22 protein-coding genes are annotated in these 21,354 nt (G+C 68.6%); 13 read left to right on the forward strand and 9 right to left on the reverse strand.

Features of this window, described 5'->3' with window-relative positions; genetic code table 11:
* Positions 1 to 33 precede the first annotated feature (33 nt).
* Complete coding sequence (locus tag IEY84_RS05735; RefSeq protein ID WP_183544720.1) at positions 34 to 684, reverse strand: TetR/AcrR family transcriptional regulator; 651 nt, start codon at positions 682 to 684, stop codon at positions 34 to 36.
* A gap of 38 nt (positions 685 to 722) precedes the next feature.
* Between IEY84_RS05735 and IEY84_RS05740 the strand changes: the two genes are divergently transcribed.
* The 4 genes from IEY84_RS05740 to IEY84_RS05755 all read left to right on the forward strand — a co-directional run bounded on the left by IEY84_RS05740 (position 723) and on the right by IEY84_RS05755 (position 2,592).
* On the forward strand, positions 723 to 1,520 hold the full coding sequence (locus IEY84_RS05740) for an alpha/beta fold hydrolase (RefSeq protein WP_183544718.1): 798 nt from the start codon (positions 723 to 725) through the stop codon (positions 1,518 to 1,520).
* Positions 1,521 to 1,626: 106 nt separating this feature from the next.
* A complete protein-coding gene (locus IEY84_RS05745; RefSeq protein WP_183544716.1) occupies positions 1,627 to 1,941 on the forward strand; it encodes a hypothetical protein in 315 nt (104 codons plus the stop codon).
* A 22-nt stretch (positions 1,942 to 1,963) separates the two neighbouring features.
* Positions 1,964 to 2,260, forward strand: a complete 297-nt coding sequence (locus IEY84_RS05750) for a chorismate mutase (protein ID WP_183544714.1) — start codon at positions 1,964 to 1,966, stop codon at positions 2,258 to 2,260.
* A gap of 119 nt (positions 2,261 to 2,379) precedes the next feature.
* Positions 2,380 to 2,592, forward strand: coding sequence for a dodecin (locus tag IEY84_RS05755; RefSeq protein WP_183544712.1), 213 nt, complete (start codon positions 2,380 to 2,382; stop codon positions 2,590 to 2,592).
* A gap of 22 nt (positions 2,593 to 2,614) precedes the next feature.
* Here IEY84_RS05755 and IEY84_RS05760 read toward each other — a convergent pair whose 3' ends face one another.
* Positions 2,615 to 3,115, reverse strand: a complete 501-nt coding sequence (locus IEY84_RS05760) for an Lrp/AsnC family transcriptional regulator (protein ID WP_229788381.1) — start codon at positions 3,113 to 3,115, stop codon at positions 2,615 to 2,617.
* A gap of 105 nt (positions 3,116 to 3,220) precedes the next feature.
* On the opposite strand from IEY84_RS05760, the gene IEY84_RS05765 reads away from it, so the two are divergent.
* On the forward strand, positions 3,221 to 4,402 hold the full coding sequence (locus IEY84_RS05765; protein WP_183544708.1) for a trans-sulfuration enzyme family protein: 1,182 nt from the start codon (positions 3,221 to 3,223) through the stop codon (positions 4,400 to 4,402).
* A gap of 99 nt (positions 4,403 to 4,501) precedes the next feature.
* Here the strand turns inward: IEY84_RS05765 and IEY84_RS05770 are convergent, their stop codons facing one another.
* The 3 genes from IEY84_RS05770 to IEY84_RS05780 are packed head-to-tail and all read right to left on the reverse strand — an operon-like array spanning position 4,502 to position 8,208.
* Positions 4,502 to 5,872 (reverse strand): hypothetical protein, encoded by a 1,371-nt coding sequence (locus IEY84_RS05770; protein ID WP_183544705.1) that lies wholly within the window; start codon positions 5,870 to 5,872, stop codon positions 4,502 to 4,504.
* Positions 5,873 to 5,905: 33 nt separating this feature from the next.
* Positions 5,906 to 6,904 carry a 5'-3' exonuclease gene (locus IEY84_RS05775; protein WP_229788383.1) on the reverse strand — a complete coding sequence of 333 codons (999 nt, stop codon included), beginning with the start codon at positions 6,902 to 6,904 and terminating at the stop codon, positions 5,906 to 5,908.
* Between the two features lie 26 nt (positions 6,905 to 6,930).
* A complete protein-coding gene (locus IEY84_RS05780; RefSeq protein ID WP_183544703.1) occupies positions 6,931 to 8,208 on the reverse strand; it encodes a cation:proton antiporter in 1,278 nt (425 codons plus the stop codon).
* A 129-nt stretch (positions 8,209 to 8,337) separates the two neighbouring features.
* Here IEY84_RS05780 and IEY84_RS05785 point away from each other — a divergent pair, with 129 nt between their 5' ends.
* Complete coding sequence (locus IEY84_RS05785; protein ID WP_221208728.1) at positions 8,338 to 9,840, forward strand: FAD-dependent oxidoreductase; 1,503 nt, start codon at positions 8,338 to 8,340, stop codon at positions 9,838 to 9,840.
* A gap of 10 nt (positions 9,841 to 9,850) precedes the next feature.
* On the opposite strand, the gene IEY84_RS05790 is transcribed toward IEY84_RS05785, so the two are convergent.
* Entirely contained in the window at positions 9,851 to 10,297 is a 447-nt protein-coding gene (locus IEY84_RS05790; RefSeq protein ID WP_183544699.1) for a hypothetical protein, read from the reverse strand.
* Between the two features lie 34 nt (positions 10,298 to 10,331).
* On the reverse strand, positions 10,332 to 10,946 hold the full coding sequence (locus tag IEY84_RS05795) for an aromatic acid exporter family protein (RefSeq protein WP_183544697.1): 615 nt from the start codon (positions 10,944 to 10,946) through the stop codon (positions 10,332 to 10,334).
* Positions 10,947 to 11,254: 308 nt separating this feature from the next.
* On the opposite strand from IEY84_RS05795, the gene IEY84_RS05800 reads away from it, so the two are divergent.
* Positions 11,255 to 11,974 (forward strand): sulfite exporter TauE/SafE family protein, encoded by a 720-nt coding sequence (locus IEY84_RS05800; protein WP_183544695.1) that lies wholly within the window; start codon positions 11,255 to 11,257, stop codon positions 11,972 to 11,974.
* A gap of 152 nt (positions 11,975 to 12,126) precedes the next feature.
* Positions 12,127 to 14,115: a VWA domain-containing protein gene (locus IEY84_RS05805; protein ID WP_183544693.1), complete on the forward strand. Its 1,989-nt coding sequence runs from the start codon at positions 12,127 to 12,129 to the stop codon at positions 14,113 to 14,115.
* Positions 14,116 to 14,277: 162 nt separating this feature from the next.
* On the opposite strand, the gene IEY84_RS05810 is transcribed toward IEY84_RS05805, so the two are convergent.
* On the reverse strand, positions 14,278 to 15,660 hold the full coding sequence (locus IEY84_RS05810) for an outer membrane protein assembly factor BamB family protein (RefSeq protein WP_183544691.1): 1,383 nt from the start codon (positions 15,658 to 15,660) through the stop codon (positions 14,278 to 14,280).
* A gap of 142 nt (positions 15,661 to 15,802) precedes the next feature.
* On the opposite strand from IEY84_RS05810, the gene IEY84_RS05815 reads away from it, so the two are divergent.
* The 5 genes from IEY84_RS05815 to IEY84_RS05835 all read left to right on the forward strand — a co-directional run bounded on the left by IEY84_RS05815 (position 15,803) and on the right by IEY84_RS05835 (position 20,564).
* Positions 15,803 to 16,420 (forward strand): TetR/AcrR family transcriptional regulator, encoded by a 618-nt coding sequence (locus tag IEY84_RS05815; protein WP_229788400.1) that lies wholly within the window; start codon positions 15,803 to 15,805, stop codon positions 16,418 to 16,420.
* Positions 16,421 to 16,558: 138 nt separating this feature from the next.
* Positions 16,559 to 17,776 (forward strand): acetyl-CoA C-acetyltransferase, encoded by a 1,218-nt coding sequence (locus IEY84_RS05820; RefSeq protein WP_183544689.1) that lies wholly within the window; start codon positions 16,559 to 16,561, stop codon positions 17,774 to 17,776.
* A 40-nt stretch (positions 17,777 to 17,816) separates the two neighbouring features.
* On the forward strand, positions 17,817 to 18,566 hold the full coding sequence (gene fabG, locus IEY84_RS05825) for a 3-oxoacyl-ACP reductase FabG (protein WP_183544687.1): 750 nt from the start codon (positions 17,817 to 17,819) through the stop codon (positions 18,564 to 18,566).
* Positions 18,563 to 19,015 (forward strand): MaoC family dehydratase, encoded by a 453-nt coding sequence (locus tag IEY84_RS05830; protein WP_183544685.1) that lies wholly within the window; start codon positions 18,563 to 18,565, stop codon positions 19,013 to 19,015. The genes fabG and IEY84_RS05830 overlap by 4 nt, the downstream gene beginning before the upstream one ends.
* 34 nt (positions 19,016 to 19,049) lie before the next feature.
* On the forward strand, positions 19,050 to 20,564 hold the full coding sequence (locus IEY84_RS05835) for a long-chain-fatty-acid--CoA ligase (RefSeq protein WP_183544683.1): 1,515 nt from the start codon (positions 19,050 to 19,052) through the stop codon (positions 20,562 to 20,564).
* Positions 20,565 to 20,618: 54 nt separating this feature from the next.
* On the opposite strand, the gene IEY84_RS26650 is transcribed toward IEY84_RS05835, so the two are convergent.
* A complete protein-coding gene (locus tag IEY84_RS26650) occupies positions 20,619 to 21,164 on the reverse strand; it encodes an MmyB family transcriptional regulator (RefSeq protein ID WP_221208726.1) in 546 nt (181 codons plus the stop codon).
* Between the last annotated feature and the right edge of the window lie 190 nt (positions 21,165 to 21,354).

Genomic DNA, 21,354 nt, shown 5'->3' on the forward strand with positions numbered 1-21,354 from the left:
CTTGTCCACCTCGATCAGTCCCACGCCGTCATTCTATCCCCGTGCGTGCGCGGGGCGGCTATCGCGGCCGCGGTCCTGAGCGGCCGTGGCGAGCAGCGTCTCGAGCGCGGCGTCCACGATCTCGAAGAGCCTGCCGCGGCCCACTCCCTGGTTGGACTGCGTCGAGAGCCCGTGCCAGAGCGTCTGCACGAGCGCGGCGAGCGTCGATGGCACGACGTCGGGCTGCACCTGACCCTCGTCGCGCGCTCGTTCGATGCGCTCTCGGAGCAGCCGCTCGTTGGAGGCGTGCAGATCGGCGACATAGGTCCGAGTGTCGATCGTGTCGGGTGTATCCGTCATCGCCGCACTGCTGATCAGGCACCCAGGATGCCGTGCGCTGGGTTGGGTGAACTCCTCCACCGAACGACGAAGAAGCAGACCGAGGACGTCGTCGAGATCGGGCTCAGCGCATGCCTCGGCATAGATGGTCCGGTATCGCTCGGCGTACGTCCGGACGGCTTCCTCGAAGAGGCCCGCCTTGCTGTCGAACGCGGCATAGATGCTCGATGTGGACATGTCGAGGGCGGAGCTGAGCGCGCGCGTGGTTGTGCCCGAATAGCCGCGGCTCCAGAAGAGGCGGGCGGCCGCCAGCACCGCATCGTCTCGATCGAACATCCGGGGACGTCCGACTGGTCGGGGACTCATGTCTTGAATTATAGAGCGACCGCTGCATAATTGGAATTATGGAGCGTACGTTTCAGAAGGTGGTGCCGACCGGTGCCGACAGCTGGGTCACTGTTGACATCTACGGGAACGGGGCTCAGCCCGGCCTGCTCGTCGTACCGGGTGTCATGAGCGATGCCAAAGGATGGCGACACGTGGCTCGAGCCATGACCGCGTGGCCTTCGGTCGTGGTCGTCAACCGACGCGGACGAACTCCGTCGGGCCCTCTCGGCGACGAATACTCGATTCGGACCGAGATCGACGACCTGACCTACGTGCTCGAGCAGATCGGCGAACCCAGGGCTCTCTTCGGCTGGAGCTACGGGGGTCTCATCGCTCTCCTGCTCGCTTCCGAGCGCCCGGTCGAGCACGTGATCGCGTACGAACCGGTTGCGCCCGGTTTCGGCGGCCATGCGCTGCTGTCCCTGCAGGAGGCCCATGAGCTCGGCGACTGGGATCACAGCGTCGAGATCGTGAACCGGCAGATCTCGGGATTCTCGACGGAGCATGTCGAGGTCCTCCGGTCCAACAGCGACGGGTGGGCGACGCTGCGTCAGCTCAGCGAACCGCTCTACGCCGAGCTCGTCGCGCTCTCGCTGGCCGAGATCCCGGGATCGTTGGCATCACGAGCGGGCCTGATCGACCTGATCATCGGCGAGGACAACATCGGCATGGCGCCGTACGGCACCTCGTTCGAGCAGGTCAGGGATCGGTTGTCGCAGGCCGACGTCCATCGTCTGCCCGGACAGGGACACCTCGCCCACGTCGACGCACCTGAGGCGCTCGGCCGGATGCTCGACTCCCTGGTCCGGTCGTGATGAGGGCAGGGCCGGCGAGCCGCACGGTTCCTGGGCGATAGGCTGGGGACGAGGTTCGAGACCGACGGTCCGGGCATGGCGAGGATCGGTCAGGGGAGTGGTGGACATGGTGGCGAGTCGTTCGGCGCGGGAGCGGAAGGCCGCTGTCGAGGCCGGTCCGCTGGCGAAGGTGAAGATCGACGTCGGCGATGACGACCAGTTCGTCTACAAGGTGACCTGCACGGTCTGCACGGTGAAGGGCGACCGGCCGTGGTCCACCTATCGTGCCGGCGAGGACAACGGCTACATGGCCGCGATGGACCGCTGGATCTTCCACCTCAAGGAGAAGCACCCGGACGCCGACGCACCGTGCCTCGTCTACCTGTCTGCCGCCCAGCAGCGCCTGCATGAGCGACGAGTCGCGGCCGAGTCGCGGGGCTGAGACCACCAGACGAGAGGTTGTCATGACTGAGCCGACCTCACTTGCCGACGTACGTGGCCGGATCGACGCGCTGGACGAGCAGCTGACCGAGCTGCTGGCTCGCCGCCAAGAGCTGGTCCGAGCTGCGGCGGTGTTCAAGAAAGACGAACTGGCCGTACGCGCCCCCGACCGGGCCAACGCAGTGATCGCCGCTGCTCGCGAGCGCGCGGTCGCCGCGGGTCTCGCGCCGCAGGTCGCCGAGGAGATCTGGCGGGCGATGATCGGTGCGTTCACTGCGTACGAGCTCGATCGGCACCGCGAAGGACACAGCGACCGGTAGGGCGTGACGGCGATCCTGTCGCTCAGGTCCTTGCACCGTCTCGATACGGGATCCATGGTGGGTACAGAGGTGGGTCAACCTCGGCCTGTACGACAACCACCACGAGAAGAGGCAGCATCATGTCTTCACACACCTACCGCGTCACCGAGATCGTCGGAACCTCCGAGGTCGGGCTCGACGACGCGATCCGCAACGGTCTCGGCCGCGCCTCCAAGACGCTGCGTAACCTGGACTGGTTCGAGGTCACCCAGATCCGCGGTCATGTCGACGAGGGCGACATCCAGCACTTCCAGGTCGGGCTCAAGGTCGGCTTCCGGATGGAGGACGACTGACGGGACGGCGTACTTCCAAGATCTACGCGGTGTCGCGCGGCAGCACGCCCGGCCCCTCGCGGAGCTCGAAGACCAGCAGCGTCTCGGTCTGACGTACGACGCGGTGGACCGTCACGTGCTGGAGCACGAAGTCGCGCAGGGCCTCGGCGTCCTCGACGGCGACGTAGAGGTGGAAGTCGTCGGCGCCGGCCACGTGGAAGGCCTGGATGACGCCGGGTGTGCGGACCAGGTCGTCGTACAGCTTCTCGACGTGCTCCTGGCTGTGGCTGCCGAGCCGGACCTTGATCACGGCCTGCAGCGGGTAGCCGAGAGCACGGGTGTCGACATCCAGGCGGCGGCCGGTGATGACGCCGTTGTCGCGCAGCGCCCGCACCCGGTAGGCGCAGGTCGACTCGGCGATCCCGAGCCGGGTTGCGAGGGCCTTGTTCGTGAGCTCGGGGTTGTCGCCGAGCTCACGCAGGATTCCGCGGTCGACGGTGTCGAGGGCGGCTGCGGGTGGTTGCGTTTTCGCCAACTCAGGCACCTTGGTTCGTCGGTTGTGTTGCTCGGAAGGGGCAAGATCCTGCGTCTGTCGGGTTGTTCGGCAATCAATGTGGCCTGATCTTGTGATTCCCGCCACCATCGTCGCATGTCGCTCGCGAACCACCACCTCGACTCACTCGCCGTCCACGCCGGACGGGAGGACCTGGCGATGCTCGGCGTCCACGCCCTCCCGCTCGACCTCTCCTCGACGAATCCGCTCCCCGACATCGAGCGGGGTGGCGCGTCGTACGAGGCGATGGCGACCGGCGGCGAGCCGCTCGCCGACGGCGGGTTCGTCTACCAGCGCCTGTGGAACCCCACCGTCGCGCGCTTCGAGTCGGCGCTGGCGCGGCTCGAGCAGGCCGAGGCGTCGGTCGCGTACGCCTCGGGCATGGCCGCGATGACCGCGGCGATCATCGCGAGCACCTCCTTCAGCGGCAAACGGCACATCGTCGCGGTTCGCCCGTTGTACGGCGGCACCGACCACCTGCTCGCCTCCGGCCTGCTCGGCGTCGAGGTGACCTTCTGTGCCGAGGACGAGGTCGCCGTCTCGGTCCGGCCCGACACTGCGCTGGTCGTCCTGGAGACCCCGGCCAACCCCACTCTCGATCTCGTCGACATCGCCACCGTGGTCACGGCCGCCGGCGACGTGCCGGTGCTCGTCGACAACACCTTCGCCACCCCGGTGCTGCAGAACCCGCTCACGCTGGGGGCGACGATGTCGCTGCACAGCGCCACCAAGTACATCGGCGGCCACGGCGACGTGGTCGGTGGCGTGATCGCCTGTGACGAGGAAACCGCCTCGCGGCTGCGCCAGGTGCGGGCAGTCACCGGTGGCCTCCTGCACCCGTTGGGCGCCTACCTCCTGCACCGCGGCCTCGCCACCCTGCCGACCCGTGTCCGCACCCAGCAGGCCGGCGCGGGCGAGATCGCCGCCTGGCTCCAGTCGCACCGGGAGGTCGAGCACGTCTACTTCCCGGGCGAGGACGATGACCGCGGCCTGGTCGGCAAGCAGATGCACGGCCCCGGCGCGATGGTCACGATCGCGCTGCGCGGCGGGTACGACGCAGCCGCCCGCCTGACCTCCTCGGTCCAGCTCTTCACCCACGCCGTCTCCCTCGGTGGCGTCGACTCGCTCATCCAGCACCCCGCCGGCCTCACCCACCGCCCGGTCCCCGCCCACGCCAGACCGTCGGCGAACCTCGTACGTCTCTCGATCGGCCTCGAGAGCCCGGAGGATCTGATGACCGATCTCGACAGAGCACTCTCCGGCTTGCCTGAGAGGTAGCAAGCGTGTCCCCGGCGTCGAGGGTCTGGAGCGGTCGAGCTTCTCGACGGGACGCTGCAGTGGGCATGTGTTGTCTCGCCCTCTGCTGACAGCTCTGCGTCAGGGCGCAGTCGCGTTCCAGGCGTTGAGCAGTTCGCGGGTGTCGTCGGCGAGGCCGGGGTCGAACTTCGAGGCCCGGGAGGTCGCGGTCGTCTCGAACGACCCGAAGTACGTCCCATAGCCTCCGTCTCGGCTGTCCCAGAAGCTGATCTTGATCCGTCCGGGGAAACCGGCTTCCCGGATCGTCGTGGCGATCGAGTCGACGCTCGAGGACGGGCCGATGGTGATCAACAGCTCGTAGGGCTCCTTCTTGCCCCAATGCCCATCGACGCGGGCTCTGCCGCCACTCGTCGTCCAGAGGTCGTCCAAGACGGGGACGAAGTCGGTGACGACTGCTCCACGTAGCGCCTTGATCAGCTCGTATTCGCCCATGGCGATGGTGACCCGGGCGATGTCCGGCCACTTCCTGCTGATCCGGTCAGCGACGGTCGTGAGACCGTCAAGGATCGCGCGGTCGGCAGCGGATCTCTCGTCCTCGGAGGCATCGGATCCCAGCTCCGGAACCGGTAGGCCAACAGTAGCCGCGTCCATAGAGGTGTCCGCGTCGACCACGGTGGCATCGATCCGAGTCATGTCGTCTATGAAGGCGCGCATACGGGAGGTGTCCTGGTGGCGGACGCTCAGTCTTCTCTCGCCGCCCACCTCGATCGTGGTGGCGATCTCGGGCGCGAGCGCGGCGTAGGTCGTCATGGCCGCGTACGCCTCCGGCAGGTCTTGAGCGTAGACGTCGACGGAGGGTGGGTCCTCTCCCCAGATACTGACCTTCGTCGGCGGAAACGGCGCGTCCTGTCCTGGGATCCTGGCCAGAGCAGGGAGGTCGGATGATGCATTGCCCAGGGTGGTCGCCAAGTCGAAGGCAGTCTGCGAATGCAGTTCGACGAGCATCTTCGGATCGACGTCTTCGTTCTGCTTCGCCCAGGCTGAGAGGCCCTCGAGAGCAGGGATGACGGATCCATCGATCTTCGCGTCGACTTCGTATGGGGATGCCTTGCCGCTGGAGACCCCCGGCTGGTGAGCGAGCACAGCGCCGGCTTCGATCCACCTGGTGTCAACGATGCTGTCGAGCGCGATCTCGACACCTCGGTAGGTCGTGTAGACCCAGTCTGAGTCGAGACCCTGCGCCTCCGCCGCCTCGTACACGGACTTGACCGTGTCCTCGACCTTCGCCTCCTCGATGTCGCCGTCGAGGACGACTGCGGGCGAGGCGCTCAGACTCGAGAGGTCCGCGGAGCGTACGCCGGGGACCTTCTCCAGGGCCGAGATGACCTGATGACGCTCCCAGGCGGGTTTACCTTTCACGACGGCGACGGAACCGATCGTTCCGACGGCGAGCACCCCGAGAACGGCGATCACTCGCCAGCGCTTGACCATGCAGCGAGCGTAATCGAGGCGGGCCTGCCCGGCCTAGGAGGCCGCCGAGGCGGGGTTGGTGCTCAGGACTCGTTGCGCCAGCGAGGTGGTCGCCTCGACGCCGAGGAAGCCGACGACCCGGGCGACGCGGTCCAGGTCGAGGGGGAGGAGGCCGGGGGTGCCGGGGATGTCCGGGGTGAGCCGGAGGTTGAGGTCCTCGTGGCAGGTCATCATGCGGAGGTTGAAGTCGTAGCGCTCCCGCGCGCCGGGGGCGGACAGCGCGCGGACCACGCGTGCGGAGATGCGACGGGAGCCGGTGTCGGCGGCCCACCGGTCGAGCACCGTCGTCACCAGACGACCAGAGTTGTCGTCGATGTCGGACCAGACCCGCCCCATCGGGCCGACCTGGTCGAGGAGGGCGGCGGCGGTCTTCTCGCCGATGCCGCTCACGCCGGGGAGGTTGTCGCTGGCATCGCCTCGCAGCGCGGCGTACTCCAGATAGCGAGTGGCCGGTACGCCGTACATCGCATACAGCCGAGCAGGGTTGAGCAGCGGTGAGCCGTTGATGCCGCCGTTGATCAGCCGCAGGACCTGGGTGTGGTCGCTGATCAGCGCGAACGCGTCGCGGTCGGAGGTGATCACGACGCAGTTCCAGTCGTTGCGAACCGCCCAGGCCGCGGCGGAGGCGTTGACGTCGTCGGCCTCGAGGCCGGGGGGAGTGAGGGTCGCGAGCCCGAGGGCGTCGAGCATCGCGCCGGCCCGGCCGAGCTGCTCGACCAGCATCGGGTCCTTCTCGGCGCGTCCAGCCTTGTAGTCGGGATAGGCGTCCCGACGTACGGACGCGGTGCGGTCGTCGAGGCCGAAGAGCACCGCATCAGGGGCGAACGCGTCGATCGAGTCGAGGATCTGCCGCAGCATCCCGTGCAGCGCCCAGGCGGGCCGGCCGGCGCGGTCGATCATCCGGGTGTGTGCGCGGGCGTGATGGTTGCGGTGCAGCAGGGAGGGTGCGTCGACGACCAGCAGGAGGCGGCGCGGCGCGCTGTTCATCGACATCGTGCTCATCGTAGGCGCGGGTGGTGTCAACGGGCGGAATCGATGCGGGTCATCACCGGAGTCGCGAGGATGCCGTGGATGAACACCGAGGCGACGACGGTGAAGGCGACCGTCGACCACAGCCAGTCTTGGGCCAGCGTCGGGTCCTCGCCCGCGGCGTACGCGAGGTAGTAGATCGACCCGATGCCGCGAACTCCGAAGAACGCCGTGGCCAACCGTTCGCGCCGGGTGAGCTCGACCGCACCCCCGCCTCGACCCGGCCACGGGGCCAGGGCCAGGATCCCCGCCGCCGGACGCACCACCAGGATCAGCGCCAGCCCGATCGCGACGCCCCGCCAGTCGAGGGCCTCGAGCAGGCCGCGGGTGAGCGCGATGCCGAGCATGAGCAGGACGAAGAGCGTCAGCAGCCGCTCGAGCCGCTCGGCCACCTCGTGCATGGCGGCGTGGTAGTCGTGTGACCGCTCGGCAGAGCGGAACGAGATGGCGCAGTCGAAGACGGAGAGGAAGCCGTAGCCGCCGAGAACCTCGCCGACGCCGTACGACGCGATCAGCGCCGCGAGCGCGAGCAGCGACTCGCCCCGCTCCGCCACCCGCAGGGCTCGGTTGCTGGACCGGAACGCGACGTAGGCGAGCAGCTTCCCGACCACGACCCCGGCCAGGACGCCGATCACGACCTTGGCGACCAGGTAGAAGCCCACCCACTCCAGCGCCCAGCTCGACACCGCTCCTTGGGTGGCGAGCAGGATCGCCGCGTAGACGAACGGGAAGGCGAGACCATCGTTGAGACCCGCCTCCGAGGTGAGCGTGAACCGGAGCTCGTCGCTCTCGTCGACCTCGTGGTCACCGGTCTGCGGGCCGGCCACCTGTACGTCGGAGGCGAGCACCGGGTCGGTGGGTGCCAGCGCCGCGCCCAGCAGCAGCGCAACCGCCGGGGCGAGTCCGGCTGCCCAGCCGAGAACGGCGATCGCGGCGATGCTGAGCGGCATCCCGATCGCAAGCAGCCGCCATGTCGGAGACCACTGCCTCCAGCTCCGCCAGCTGCGGACCTCGAGCGGACGGTCGATCGCCAGCCCGACACCCATCAGCGCCACGATGACGACCAGCTCGGTGGTGTGCTCGATCGCGACCCGGTTGTCCTGCGGGTCCAGCGGCAGGCCGTCGGGCAGCGGGGTGAGCCCGATCAGCATCCCGACCCCGACCAGCACCATCGGTGCCGAGATGGCCCATCGGCTGAGCAGATCGGGGAGCACGATCGCCAGCAGGAGGCTGGCGCCGGCCACCACGTAGGCAAGGTCCGCAGTCATGATCACTCGCCCCGTTTCGTCGCGTTGGAGGTGCGCTCGGACGGTCTCGTTGCCCACCAGGTTACGTACGTTTCAGTCGGCTCGAGCCTGCCCGACGCGCCGAGCGGGTACCTGAAGCGCATGCGAGCGATGTGGACGGACCGCCCCGACTCCCCGGACCAGACCCCGAACCCCGACCTGTTTCCCGAGGACGACCGCTTCGACGACGTCGTGGTCGGCGCGGGAATCACCGGGCTGACCGTCGGCCTGCTGCTGGCGCGAGCCGGACGCCGGGTGGGCGTCGTCGAGGCCCGCCGGATGGGTTCGGGAACCACAGGACGTACGACGGGGAAGCTCTCGCTGCTCCAAGGGATCAGGCTCTCCCAGATCCTGGGCGCCCAGTCGCACCATGTCGCCCAGGCGTACGTCGATGCGAACCGCGAGGGCCAGCAGTGGCTGCTGGGCTTCTGCACGGAGCACGACGTCCCCGTCCAGACCCGTGACGCGGTGACCTATGCGAGCGCTGACAGTGAGCTGGCGAAGGTCCGAGAAGAGCATGAGGCCGCCCGCTCGCTCGGCCTGGACGTACGCTGGGCCGACCGTCTCGACGTCCCGTTTCCGCTCGCGGGGGCGACGGTGCTGGCGGATCAGGTGCAGTTCGACCCGATGGATGTCCTCGGTGCCCTCGCCGCGCAGCTGCGCAGCCACGGCGGGACGGTGCACGAGGGCCGGCGGGTGATGGGGGTGTCGGTGCGGGGGACGCCGGAGATCACGCTCGACGACGGGCGCGTGCTTGGCGCCGAGAACGTCGTGCTCGCGACCGGGGTGCCGACCCTGGATCGGGGCCTCTACTTCGCCAAGGTCGAGCCGAAGCGCTCCTATCTCCTCGCCTTCGAAGGCGTCGAGATCCCGCCGGGGATGTATCTCTCGGCGGCCTCGTCGAGCAGATCGATCCGCGGCGTACCCGGAGACGCCACCTCCGCGCCCCGACTCCTCGTCGGTGGCGCCGGGCACGTCGTCGGCCGCACCGAGTCCGAGCTGAGCCGAGTCCACGAGCTGCGGGAGTGGACCGCGCGCTACTTCGACGGCGCGGTGGAGACACACACCTGGTCCGCGCAGGACTACGCGTCGCACGACGGGATCCCCTTCGTGGGCAAGCTGCCCCGCGGTGGCGGCCGCATCCACCTCGCTACCGGTTACGACAAGTGGGGACTCACCAACGGCGTAGCCGCGGCGCGAAGCATCGCCGGCCAGATCCTGGGGTCGACGCCCAGCTGGGCGAAGGTGCTGGGGCGACGGATCACGCGCCCCAGCGGCGCGGCCCGGATCGCCGGGCTCAACGGCGGCGTCGGTCTGGCCGCGGCCCGGTCGCTGGCGCGGGCCGAGTCCTCGACAGCGCGCGTCCCCGCCGCGGAGGGCGCCGGGACCGTGGGCCGCGACGGCCTCCTGCCGGTCGGCGCCTCCAGGGTGGAGGGACGTACGTGTCGCGTGGTCGCGCTCTGCACCCACCTGGGCGGCACGCTGCGCTGGAACGACGCGGAGAAGAGCTGGGACTGCCCGTTGCACGGGTCCCGCTTCTCGGCGAGCGGTGAGGTCCTGGAGGGGCCGGCCACCAAGGCGCTCGCTCGACGTGACGCGTCGCGCGAGGCGTGATCGGGAGGACTCACCGAACCGCCTCGCCGTCACCGACCGGTCGCGGAGTCTCCAGGCAGCGCCGGATGTCGGTGACGATGCTTCCGGCCGTGAAGAGCTCGTCGTCGGAGGACTCGCGCACACGTACGGCATGGATCTGGTCGACGAGGCCGGCCAGGGTCTCGCCCGCCGCCGCCCTGGCGCCGAGGTCGACGGTCCGCCCGTCTCCGGACTCGACCAGGTCCGCGAGCGCGAGCAGTGCTCGGGCGGTCGCGGGGCGCAGCTGCGGGCCGAGCCCCACGCGCTCGTTCTCCGCGCGCTCCTCCTCTTCCAGGAGCTGGGTCAGACCCTCGACGAGGATGCACACCCGCTCGAGGTTCGCGGCCTGCTCGAACTGTCGGTCCAGAAGGCTTCGATGGCGTGCCAGCCGCCGGTTGGCACGCGACGCTTCGAGGACGAGATGTCTCGCGTCGCGCATACGCTGCAGGGCAGGCTCGAGCTGTGCCCGACGTTCACCCCACTCGGTCTCGGTCGGTGGGCCGTCTCCTTGGAGAGCATGTGCCAGCTGCCGGAGCTGGACGATCACCTCTGCGCGGGACGTCGCGCATCGCCTCGTCTGCAGGCCCGAGAGGCAGCTGTGGGAAGAGCACGATCGCCACGACGCCGATCATGGCGCCGATCAGGGTGAGCCCGCCGTAGGCACTCACGAACGCGACCGGATCCTCGCCTCCGATGATCAGTACGAACAGGGCTGCCGTCGGGACCCATTGCCCCATGCCACCGAGCAGACGCCAGTTCACCGCCATCGTGCCCAGGCCGATCACCAGCGCCGCCGTCCACGCGCTGGGCTCCAGGATCGCCGCGGTGACCAGCGCGATCGCCGAGCCCAGCCAGATGCTGAGGACGCTCTGGACCGCGTTACGGACCGAACCCATCACGGTCGACGACATCGCCACCACGGCCCCCAGCGGCGCGTAATAGGGGAACTCGCCGGCCGGGCCCGGGAAGACCGCACCGACCCAGAAGGCGATCGCCCCCGCGCCTGCCGCTCTCAGGGCGAGACCCCACGGCAGGCTGCGTACGCGCGCCTGGATGTCGGTCGGAGGTCGGATGAGGGGAGTTGCCATCTGTGTCAGCGGACGCATGCGAGTAGCGGACGAGACATGATCTGACTGGTACCCCGGACGGTACGTGTTCATGACCTCGGTCGGCGGTGTGATTCAGACCCGTGGCGTCGTCCTCGCCGAGTTCGTCGCCTGGCTCCCTGACTCTCGTCGGGGTGTTGTCTGCAGCTCCTGGACGGGCCGTTATATTGGCTCCCGATGTCTATCGTCGAGGTGAGGTTTGGCCCGGTTGAACATGTCGACCGCCGGTCTGCGCGTCCCCACCATCGCTTGCCAGCGTCTCGCGCGCCACGCAGTCTGAGTCAGCCCGCTTGATCGAGTTCCTCACCCTCACCGGGGTCGCTCTGCTGGTGTTCGTCGTCGCCGCGCTCGTCCAGGCGGTGACCGGTTTCGGGTCCGTCCTCGCTGCAGTGCCGGGCCTGCTCCTGGTGACCGACCCCGCCCGCGCCGTGGTCGCCGCGACGGCGGTGAGTCTCGTCCTCACGGCGGGCATCGCGCTGCGTGAGCGTGCGTACGTCGACCGGCGGGACAGCCTCCTGCTGACTCTGACGGGGATCATCGGGATGCCCGTCGGGCTGGTGCTGCTGACCGTGGCCGACGAGCGTCTCCTCACGGCGGGGATAGCCGTGGTGATGCTGGTCCTGGTGCTGCTGATGGCGCTCATGCCGAAGGTCGGCCGCCGCGGTCTGCCGGTGGCAGGCATCGTGAGCGGGGGGCTGCTGACGTCGACCGGGATGAACGGCCCTCCTCTGGTGATGGTGCTCATCGACCGCGAACCGAGGCGCTATCGCGCGACCCTGCAGGCGGTGTTCGCTGGTCAGGACCTGGTCGCGGTCGCTGCCTTCCTCGTCCTCGGCCACGTCGACGTCGAGGTGCTGCTGCTCGTTGTCGGTGGGGTGGCCGGGCTGCCCGTCGGCTGGCGGTTGGGTGACGCGCTCTTCCACCGCGTGCCGCGGGAACGGCTGCGCCCGCTCGTCATCGGAACACTCGTCGTCTCGGCCGCTGTGGTGCTGGTGAACTCGGTCGTCTGAGGTGGCAAGGCAGAACGCGTGACGGGCATCACAACAGAAACGTCGCTGACACCGGGGCGGGGATCCGCTCCTCCCGTGGATCGGCACAATGACGCGGCCGAGGGTCGCCACCCACAGCTCGCGACCCCTGACCGTCTAGGAGCCCCCGCCCCGTGCCGTCCCCTCATCACCGGACCGTCATCTATCGCGCGCTCGCCAGCGTTGCCGCCTCGGCCGTGCTCGTGGCCACCGTCCCGTGGACCCTCACCCCGCCGGCCTCAGCCGCCGACGAGACCGATCCCGCGCCGGACGCCATCCAGCGCATGCAGCTCGTGCTGGACTCGTCGGGCTCGATGGCGGAACCCGCGGGCGGTGGGGGCACCAAGATCGACGCCGCCCGTACCGCTCTCGACAACGTCGTCGACACCCTTCCCGATGAAGCCGAGGTCGGGATGCGCGTCTACGGCGCCACCGTCGACTCGGGGGCGGGGGCCTGCACCGACTCCCAAGAGGTGGTCCCCACTGCCACCGACAACCGTGACGAGCTGCGCGCCGCGATCGACGACTACAAGCCCCTCGGCGAGACGCCGATCGGCTATGCCCTCCAGCAGGCGGCGAAGGACTTGGGCTCCGACGGCAAGCGCACGATCGCGCTCGTCTCCGATGGCGAGGCCACCTGCCGACCCGACCCGTGCAAGGTCGCCAAGGCGCTGTCGAAGGACGGCCTGGACCTTCGCGTCGACGTGGTCGGTCTGTCGGTCGACGCCAAGGCCCGCAAGCAGCTGCGCTGCATCGCCGAGGCGGGCAACGGGTCGTACTACGACGCCGACTCCGCCGAGGACATGACCGACAGCCTCGAGGTCACCTCGACGCGCGCGTTCCGTCCTTTCCGGTTCACCGGCACCCCGGTCGAGGGCACCAACGAGACCAGCACGGCGCCCACGGTGACCAACGGGCAGTATGTCGACACCTACAGGGGCGAGGACCTGCACTACCGCGTCGAGCGGACCGAGCCGGGCACGACGCTGCACGTCTCCGCACTCACCCGGTCGCCCGACGCTGCCACGGTCTCGGGCCTGAATCTCGACCTCGAAACACCCGGCCGCGGCCTTTGTGGATCATCGAGTCAGAACGTAGATGTCAACATGTTCGGTGCTCGAGCGCTGGTCGCCTCCTCGGCGACCAGCTGGGAGGCGCCGAGCGAACAGCCGGAACGCGATACCAGCGAGTCGCCCGAGCCGGACTCGTGCGCTGACGGGCCTTTCGTGTACGCCGCGCTCAAGCTGCCGGCAGGCGGGGACGCGCTCGTGGGCAAGCCGGTCGAGCTGTTGGTCTCCGAGGAACCACCGCTGGTCCAGGACACCTACGCCGACCTGCCCCCGGCGCAGGACTCGGTCCGGTGGAACCAGATGAAGCCCGCTGCCTCACCCGAGGAGGTCGTGCCGGGAGACACGCTGTCGAATGCACCGGTCGTGAAGGACGGCACGTACTCCGGCGAGCTCCTCGGCGGCGAGACCCAGGTGGTTGCGGTCCCGGTCGACTGGGGGCAGCAGCTACAAGCCCAGGTCGATGTCAACCTCACCGATCGTCTGTGGAAGGCCACCGGGACCTCCTCGAACCTCAACCTCGACATCCTGGGGCCGGATCGCACCAAGACCAGCCCGTCGCTCACGATCGAGAACGAGCCGGAGTGGTGGCGCGACAGCTTCATCAACCTGATGGGCGACGACGTGAAAAGATTCCGCACCGGCGCGACGACACCAGAGATCCGGTATCGAAACCGCGAGGAGGACACCACCCTCAACGGCTCGCGCGCCGGAGTTCGCTTCATCGAGATCAACATGTCGAAGAACGTCAAGGACGGGGTGGCGGTTCCCTACACTCTGACGCTGCAGACCTACGGTGAAGCCGGTGGGGGAGCTCCGGAGTACAACGAGATCGACGGTCTCGTCACCTCCGCCGAGCAGGTCGGCGCACCCCCGAGCGAGTCCACGCCGGAGACGGCGAACCAGGTCGGCGCGACGTCCGGAGACTCGGCCGACGAGACCGACGGTACCGATGGCCAGGGCATTCCGATCTGGCTCCCCATCGGCGGCGGTGTAGCCGTCCTCATTGTTGCGGGGATCGTGCTCGCCGTGATGCGGGCACGACGCTCGTCCTGAGCAGTTCGGCGGAACCGCCGCTCCTTGCGGCGGTTCCGCGGGACCACCGCCGCCAAGTTCTTGCGGCGCTCTGGATCCTGCCCTCGCAGGTTTCGAAGGACCATCTTGAAATGCGAGAAACCCCAGGTCACCCGGCGGAGCGACCGTACCGGCCGCAGAGGGTCAACGCCGTTTGTGGAGCACCATCGAGCCAGGTTGTCCCGAGATGATGTATTTCTGGGAGAAGGTGAGCAGGTCGCTCTCCCCGACGGCTGGTGTGATCGGGCTGTCCATAGGACCTTCGAGGTAGTCGACGAAGTTCTGGTCGTCGTTCTCGCCCATCAGTGGCTCCACGAGGCTGTAGTCATCCTCGAGGACGAGCGGGTAGTCGATGCTGAGCATGGTGCTCGTCGCCATGTCGTAGCGGATCGGCTCGCGGACGCCGTCCTTGGCGACGAACAAGGTCCACGGCTCGAACTTGCCCTTCTCGGCCAGCAGCCAGGTCACACCGGCACTCTTGGCCACCGAGTACTCCTGCTCCCAGCTGTCGTGGGTGCCGGAGATGCCTGGGTCTTCGAGCTCGGAGACGCGCTTGCCGGTCGCGATCTCGTAGACCCCGTCATGAGGACCGAGATCGCCACCCTGACCCAACTCGACGATCATCCAGTCCTTCGAGATCGTTCCCACGTTCGACTTCCACGACGTCTTCCAGGTGTCCTCGCCGGTTGCGCCGTCGATGACGTCGATCGTTCCCGCGCGGGTCTCGTTCTTGGTCGGACGGGTGCCGATGACGTGGTCCCTGGAGACGTGCGTCCCGATGAAACCGTCCTTCCGCCAGCGAACCTTCCCGGTTGCTGTGTCGACCCCGACGGTTTCTGCGTGGTGGAGGATCGGTGCTTTGTACGAACCGGGCTCGTTCAAGGTGGAGAGGTCGGAGTCTGACCAGGCTTGATGCACGGAGTAGACCATCGTGTCGCCGACGGTGCCGACGATGTCGAACCTGTTCGACGCCGTGCGGCCGCCGGGCCCGGTGCCCTTCGGTGTCCAGTGGAGGACCGACGCCGACCACTTCGGGGCGCCGGAGCTCGAATCGAGAGCGACGACGCCCTGCGGCGTGCGGCCGCGGTCGTCGCTGCACATGATCGGAACGAAGGCCGCCCCGCTGCCGACGTACGTCCGATTCTGTCCGTAGTAGAGACAGTCGGTGAGGCCCGCTGCCTTGCGAAGGTCGAGATCACTCGACCGCCACTGCTCCTTGCCGGTCGCGGGGTCGATGCCGACCACGTTGTTCAGGTAGGTGACCTTGCGGTCCGGTACGCCCTGCACCAGGAGCAGCGAGTCGTCCAGGTAGACCTGTTCGGCGCTGCCGTTCTTCCTCACCAGCTTCGACTTCACCAGGTCGATGACCGGCTCGTACTCAGGCCACGTGCGCGGCTCCGCCGACTCCGTGGGCGAAGCACTCGCGCTCTCCTCGCCCTCGGAGCGCGAGAGGTTCACCCCGCAGCCGCTTCCCAGCAGAAGCAGTACGCCGCACGCGGAAGCAGCCTTGATCGTGCTCTTACGCATTTCACTCCCCGAGATCGCCCAGGCCCGGCCGTGCCGGACGCAGATCCGACAATAACTGCCACGAGCTTCGTACCGACGACTTGCCCGCCGCCGCGGTGGTTACTCTGTGGAACATCGCCTCGAGGGAGTGGGTCCGTTGGCAGTGCAGGAGCAGCGAAGAACCGGTCGGCCGCCGTCGATGGTGGACGGCAAGACCGTGCCGCAGCGGATCCTGGCCGCCGCCCTGGAGCTGTTCGCGGAGAAGGGCTTCGAGAGCACGTCGGTCCAGGACGTGGTGGCGGCGGCCGGTGTCACCAAGGGCGCGATGTACCACTACTTCAGCTCCAAGGAAGACCTGCTCTACGAGATCTACGGCCGGGTGCTCCGGATGCAGATGGAGCGGCTGGACGAGGCTGTCGCGCAGGAGGGGCCGGTCGAGGATCGGCTGCGAGCAGCCTGCGCGGACGTGGTCGTGACCACGGCGAACAACCTCGAGGGCACCACGATCTTCTTCCGCTCGCTGCATCAGATGAGCGCGGAGAAGCAGCAGGAGGTACGCCGCGAGCGCCGCCGCTACCACGAGACCTTCCGTGGCCTGATCGTCGAGGGCCAGGAGAGCGGCGCCTTCCGTGACGACGTGAGCGCGGACCTGTGCGTCGACTACTTCTTCGGATCCGTGCACCACCTCCCGATGTGGCTGAAGCCGACCGGTCGCCTCACGGCCGAGGAGGTGGGCAGGTCGTTCGCGGAGCTGTTCATCGCCGGCCTGGTCACTCGCTGAGCGCCGCCACGAGCACGCTCTGATCGCCGGATCGCGGAAAGCCCGCGATCCGGCGAGATGGTTGACGTGATCGGGATCACTGAGGCAGGCTATGCGACGCCGCACTAAGCAACTGCTTAGTTTGTAAGAGGAGGCCACATGCCTGAAGCCGTCATCGTCGCCACAGCTCGCTCGCCGATCGGTAGGGCGGTGAAGGGGTCGCTCAAGGACATGCGCCCCGACGACCTCGCCGTCCAGATGGTGCAGGCCGTGCTGGCCAAGGTGCCCGAGCTCGACCCGCGCGAGATCGACGACCTGATGCTGGGCGTCGGGCAACCCGCCGGTGAGGCCGGCAACAACCTCGGCCGCGCGGTCTCCGTGCTGGCGGGGATGGACCACCTGCCCGGCACCACCGTGAACCGCTACTGCTCCTCGAGCCTGCAGACCACCCGGATGGCGCTGCACGCGATCAGGGCGGGGGAGGGCGACGCCTTCCTCTCCGTCGGGGTGGAGACGGTCAGCCGCTACTTCAAGGGCAATGCCGACGGTCTGCCCGACACCCAGAACCCGCTGTTCGACGACGCCCAGGCGCGTACGGAGAAGCTCGCCGCCGGCGGCGAGGCCTGGCAGGACCCGCGAGACGGGGGAGCGCTTCCCGACCTCTACATCGCGATGGGCCAGACCGCCGAGAACGTCGCCCAGGTCAACGGGGTCACCCGAGCGGACCAGGACGCGTTCGGCGTACGCAGCCAGAACCGCGCCGAGCAGGCCATCGCCGACGGCTTCTGGGCCAAGGACATCACCCCGGTCACGCTGCCGGACGGCACCGTGGTCAGCGCCGACGACGGCCCCCGCGCCGGCGTCACCCTGGAGGCCGTCTCAGCGCTCAAGCCGGTCTTCCGCCCCGACGGCACCGTCACCGCCGGCAACTGCTGCCCGCTCAACGACGGCGCTGCCGCGGTCATGATCATGTCCGACACCAAGGCGAAGCAGCTCGGCCTGACCCCGCTCGCCCGGATCGTGAGCACCGGCGTCAGCGGCCTCTCGCCCGAGATCATGGGTCTCGGCCCGGTCGACGCGTCCCGGCAGGCGCTGGCGCGGGCCGGTCTCTCGATCGACGACATCGACCTGGTGGAGATCAACGAGGCCTTCGCCGCCCAGGTGCTCGCCTCGGCACGAGAGCTGGGCATCGCCGAGGACCGCCTCAACGTCAACGGCGGCGCGATCGCGATCGGCCACCCCTTCGGCATGACCGGTGCGCGCATCACCAGCACGCTGATCAACTCCCTGCAGCACCACGACAAGCAGTTCGGCCTCGAGACCATGTGCGTCGGTGGCGGCCAGGGCATGGCGATGGTGTTGGAGCGGCTCTCTTGAGCCGTCCTTTCCTCAGCCCGACAACCTCAGGAGTGAACACATGACCCGAACCGCCATCGTCACCGGAGCCGCTCGCGGCATTGGAGCCGGCGTCGCCAAACGCCTCGCCGCCGACGGGATGTCCGTCGCCGTGCTCGACCTCGACGAGACCGCCTGCAAGCGTGTGGTCGACGAGATCGAGGCCGCCGGGGGCCGAGCCATCGCCGTCGGCGCCGACGTCGCCGACGAGGAGCAGGTCACCGGAGCGGTCGACCGCGTCGTACGCGAGCTCGGCGCTCCGACCGTCCTGGTCAACAACGCCGGGATCATCCGCGACAACCTGCTCTTCAAGATGAGCCTCGACGACTGGGACTCGGTGATGAGCGTGCACCTGCGCGGCTCGTTCCTGCTGACCCGCGCGGTCGAGAGCCACATGCGTGAAGCCGGCTGGGGCCGGATCGTCAATCTGTCGAGCACCTCGGCGCTCGGCAACCGTGGCCAGGCCAACTACGCCGCCGCGAAGGCCGGCGTGCAGGGTTTCACCAAGACGCTCGCCCTCGAGCTCGGCCGCTACGGCGTGACCGCCAACGCCATCGCCCCCGGGTTCATCGAGACGGAGATGACCGCGGCCACGGCCGAGCGGATCGGCGTACCGTTCGAGGACTTCAAGAAGGGTGCGGCCGCCCAGATCCCGGTGGCGCGCACCGGCAAGCCGGAGGACATCGCCCACGCGGTCTCGTTCTTCGCCAGCGAGGGTGCAGGGTTCGTCTCGGGCCAGGTGCTCTACGTCGCGGGAGGGCCGAAGGCATGAGGACCTTCAACGGCATCGAGGAGCTCGCGGCGGCTGTCGGCACGCACCTGGGTCACTCCGAGTGGCACTCCGTCGACCAGAAGCAGATCGACCTGTTCGCCGATGCGACCGGTGACCACCAGTGGATCCACATCGACACCGAGAAGGCGCAGGCGGGCCCGTTCGGGACGACCGTCGCGCACGGCTTCCTGACCCTCTCGCTGGTGCCGATGCTCGCCTCCCAGGTCTACCGGCTCGAGGGCGTGAAGATGGGTGTCAACTACGGCGCCAACAAGCTGCGCTTCCCGTCCCCGGTGCCGGTCGACTCCCGCGTACGTGCCGGTGTCGAGCTGCTCGCCGTCACGCCGAGCTCGCTCGGCTACCAGATCGCCACCCGGGTGACCATCGAGCGCGACGGCGGCGACAAGCCGGCCTGCGTGGTCGAGTCGCTCGCTGTCGTCGTCCCCTGAGCCCGTCCCAGCCACGAAGGAGCAAACAGAACCGATGTCGTTCAACCTCGCCACCATGCTGCGGGAGTCCGCGACCGCGCGGCCCGACAAGCCACTGATGTACGCCGGCGACGCGGCGTTCACCTATGCCGAGGTCGACGCGCTCTCGGGAAGGGTCGCGGCATCGCTGCGCGCCCTCGGGCTCGAGCCGGGTGACAAGGTCGCCGTGCAGCTGCCGAACCTGCCGCAGTTCGTCTTCTGCTACTTCGGCATCCTCAAGGCGGGCCTGACGATGGTGCCGCTCAACCCGCTGCTCACCGGTCCCGAGGTGGCCTACCACTTGGGTGACAGCGACGCCCGGCTGCTGGTCACCTTCGAGTCGCTGGCAGCGGCGGGCATGGCCGGAGCACGATCGGCCGGGGACGTACCGACGTACGTCGCCACCCTCGGCGGCTCGGTGCCGGAGGGTGCGCGCTCGTTCGACGAGCTGCTGGCCGCCGAGGACGGCGGCGACATCTACGCGACCTCCTCCGACGACACCGCGGTGCTGCTCTACACCAGTGGCACCACGGGCAAGCCGAAGGGAGCCGAGCTCACCCACTTCCAGCTCTACATGAACTGCACGGTGGCGGGCGAGCTCTTCGAGGTCAGCGCCGAGGACGTCACCTTGGCGGTGCTGCCGTTCTTCCACGTGTTCGGGCTCTCCAGCGTCCTCAACAACGTCGTCCGGTTCGGTGCCGGCCTAGTTCTCCAACCGCGCTTCGAGGCGAAGGTCGCGCTCGACGCTCTGGAGAAGCACCGGTGCACGATCTTCGCCGGCGTGCCGACGATGTACGTCGCGCTGCTTCAGGAGGACCTCGTCGCCCGTGACCTCTCCGCGCTCCGGGCGTGCATCTCGGGTGGCGCCTCGATCCCCGGCGAGGTGATCCGCGAGTTCGAGGAGCAGGTTCCCGGCGTCGTGATCCTCGAGGGCTACGGGCTGTCGGAGACGGCGAGCACGACGACCTTCAACGTCAGCGCCGAGCAGCGCAAGGTGCTCTCGGTCGGCAAGCAGATCTGGGGCGTCGAGGTGCGCGTCGTCGACCCCGAGGGCAACCCGCTGCCGCCGGGCGAGGACAACGTCGGCGAGATCGTCGTGCGGGGCCACAACGTGATGAAGGGCTACTACAACCGCCCGGATGCCACCGCGTCGGCGATCAAGAACGGCTGGTTCCACACCGGCGACCTCGGCTACCAGGACGACGAGGGCTACTTCTTCGTCGTCGACCGGCTCAAGGACCTCGTCATCCGCGGCGGCTACAACGTCTATCCGCGCGAGGTGGAAGAGGTTCTCTACGAGCACCCCGACGTCGTCGAGGCCGCCGTCATCGGCCGCCCCGACGAACGGCTGGGGGAGGAGGTCGTCGCCTTCGTCGCGCTCAAGCCAGGAGCCGGCGTCGGCCCGGCGGAGCTCACTGCACACTGCAAGGAGCGGCTGGCGGCGTACAAGTACCCTCGCGACCTGCAGGTGCTCGAGGCGCTCCCGAAGGGTGCGACAGGCAAGATCCTCAAGCGTGAGCTGAGGCGCTGAGCGGGCCGAATGCCGTGCTGATCGGTCGAGAGACCGGCTCCCGCGGGGTCAGTCCTATCGGCCTGTGCTGGTCCCCACGGCGTACGCCGGAAGCTCAGCCGCCAGCGATGCGAGCAGCTTGAGCCGGTCGGCTGAGGGGGTGCCGGGCTCGGCGGTGTAGACCATCAGGACCTGTCCGGGCTCGGCGGTGACGGCGAGCTCCTCGTAGGCCAGGGTGACCTCGCCGACCTCGGGATGGTGGAACCGTTTGGTGCCGGCTCCGTGGGTGCGTACGTCGTGGGCGCCCCAGAGGCGGCGGAAGGTGTCGCTTCGGGTGGAGAGCTCGCCGACGAGGTCTTGGAAGACCCGGTCGTGGGGGTCGCGGGCGGCCTCGGCGCGCATGATGGCGACGCACATCTGGGCGAAGAGGTCCCAGTCCGGGTAGAAGTCGCGCGATGCGGGGTCGAGAAACTGGAACCTGGCCAGGTTGGGGATGCGGCCGCCGTCGCCGATGAGCGGGGTGTAGAACGCTCGTCCCAGCGGGTTGGTGGCGAGCAGGTTCTGGTGGCTGTCGCGTACGAACGCGATGCCCTCGGTGATCGAGTCGAGTGCCCACTGCAACGACGGTCGTGGGGGAGCGGGCTTCGACGGGCGTCGCCGGGCCCGGGCTGAGGTCGGGATGCCGTCGGCGGTGCGGGCGAGGTCGAGCAGTGGGCGCGTTCGGTGTCGTCGAGCTGGAGCGCGTTGGAGATGCCCCGTGCCTGGGCTGTGTGGTTACTACATGGTGCTGCGCGCGATCTAGTAGCACGCG

This window comes from Nocardioides albus (assembly GCF_014648255.1).
Lineage (GTDB): Bacteria > Actinomycetota > Actinomycetes > Propionibacteriales > Nocardioidaceae > Nocardioides > Nocardioides albus.

Bases quoted from the DNA above. Each gene is read 5' to 3' on its own strand.
- IEY84_RS05810 (WP_183544691.1), bottom strand. From the start codon at position 15,660: ATGCGTAAGAGCACGATCAAGGCTGCTTCCGCGTGCGGCGTACTGCTT.
- IEY84_RS05770 (WP_183544705.1), bottom strand. From the start codon at position 5,872: ATGGTCAAGCGCTGGCGAGTGATCGCCGTTCTCGGGGTGCTCGCCGTC.
- IEY84_RS05775 (WP_229788383.1), bottom strand. From the start codon at position 6,904: ATGTCGATGAACAGCGCGCCGCGCCGCCTCCTGCTGGTCGTCGACGCA.
- fabG (WP_183544687.1), top strand. From the start codon at position 17,817: ATGACCCGAACCGCCATCGTCACCGGAGCCGCTCGCGGCATTGGAGCC.
- IEY84_RS05820 (WP_183544689.1), top strand. From the start codon at position 16,559: ATGCCTGAAGCCGTCATCGTCGCCACAGCTCGCTCGCCGATCGGTAGG.
- IEY84_RS05780 (WP_183544703.1), bottom strand. From the start codon at position 8,208: ATGACTGCGGACCTTGCCTACGTGGTGGCCGGCGCCAGCCTCCTGCTG.
- IEY84_RS05835 (WP_183544683.1), top strand. From the start codon at position 19,050: ATGTCGTTCAACCTCGCCACCATGCTGCGGGAGTCCGCGACCGCGCGG.
- IEY84_RS05740 (WP_183544718.1), top strand. From the start codon at position 723: ATGGAGCGTACGTTTCAGAAGGTGGTGCCGACCGGTGCCGACAGCTGG.
- IEY84_RS05765 (WP_183544708.1), top strand. From the start codon at position 3,221: ATGTCGCTCGCGAACCACCACCTCGACTCACTCGCCGTCCACGCCGGA.
- IEY84_RS05785 (WP_221208728.1), top strand. From the start codon at position 8,338: ATGTGGACGGACCGCCCCGACTCCCCGGACCAGACCCCGAACCCCGAC.
- IEY84_RS05755 (WP_183544712.1), top strand. From the start codon at position 2,380: ATGTCTTCACACACCTACCGCGTCACCGAGATCGTCGGAACCTCCGAG.
- IEY84_RS05795 (WP_183544697.1), bottom strand. From the start codon at position 10,946: ATGGCAACTCCCCTCATCCGACCTCCGACCGACATCCAGGCGCGCGTA.
- IEY84_RS05745 (WP_183544716.1), top strand. From the start codon at position 1,627: ATGGTGGCGAGTCGTTCGGCGCGGGAGCGGAAGGCCGCTGTCGAGGCC.
- IEY84_RS05735 (WP_183544720.1), bottom strand. From the start codon at position 684: ATGAGTCCCCGACCAGTCGGACGTCCCCGGATGTTCGATCGAGACGAT.
- IEY84_RS05790 (WP_183544699.1), bottom strand. From the start codon at position 10,297: ATGCGCGACGCGAGACATCTCGTCCTCGAAGCGTCGCGTGCCAACCGG.
- IEY84_RS05750 (WP_183544714.1), top strand. From the start codon at position 1,964: ATGACTGAGCCGACCTCACTTGCCGACGTACGTGGCCGGATCGACGCG.
- IEY84_RS05830 (WP_183544685.1), top strand. From the start codon at position 18,563: ATGAGGACCTTCAACGGCATCGAGGAGCTCGCGGCGGCTGTCGGCACG.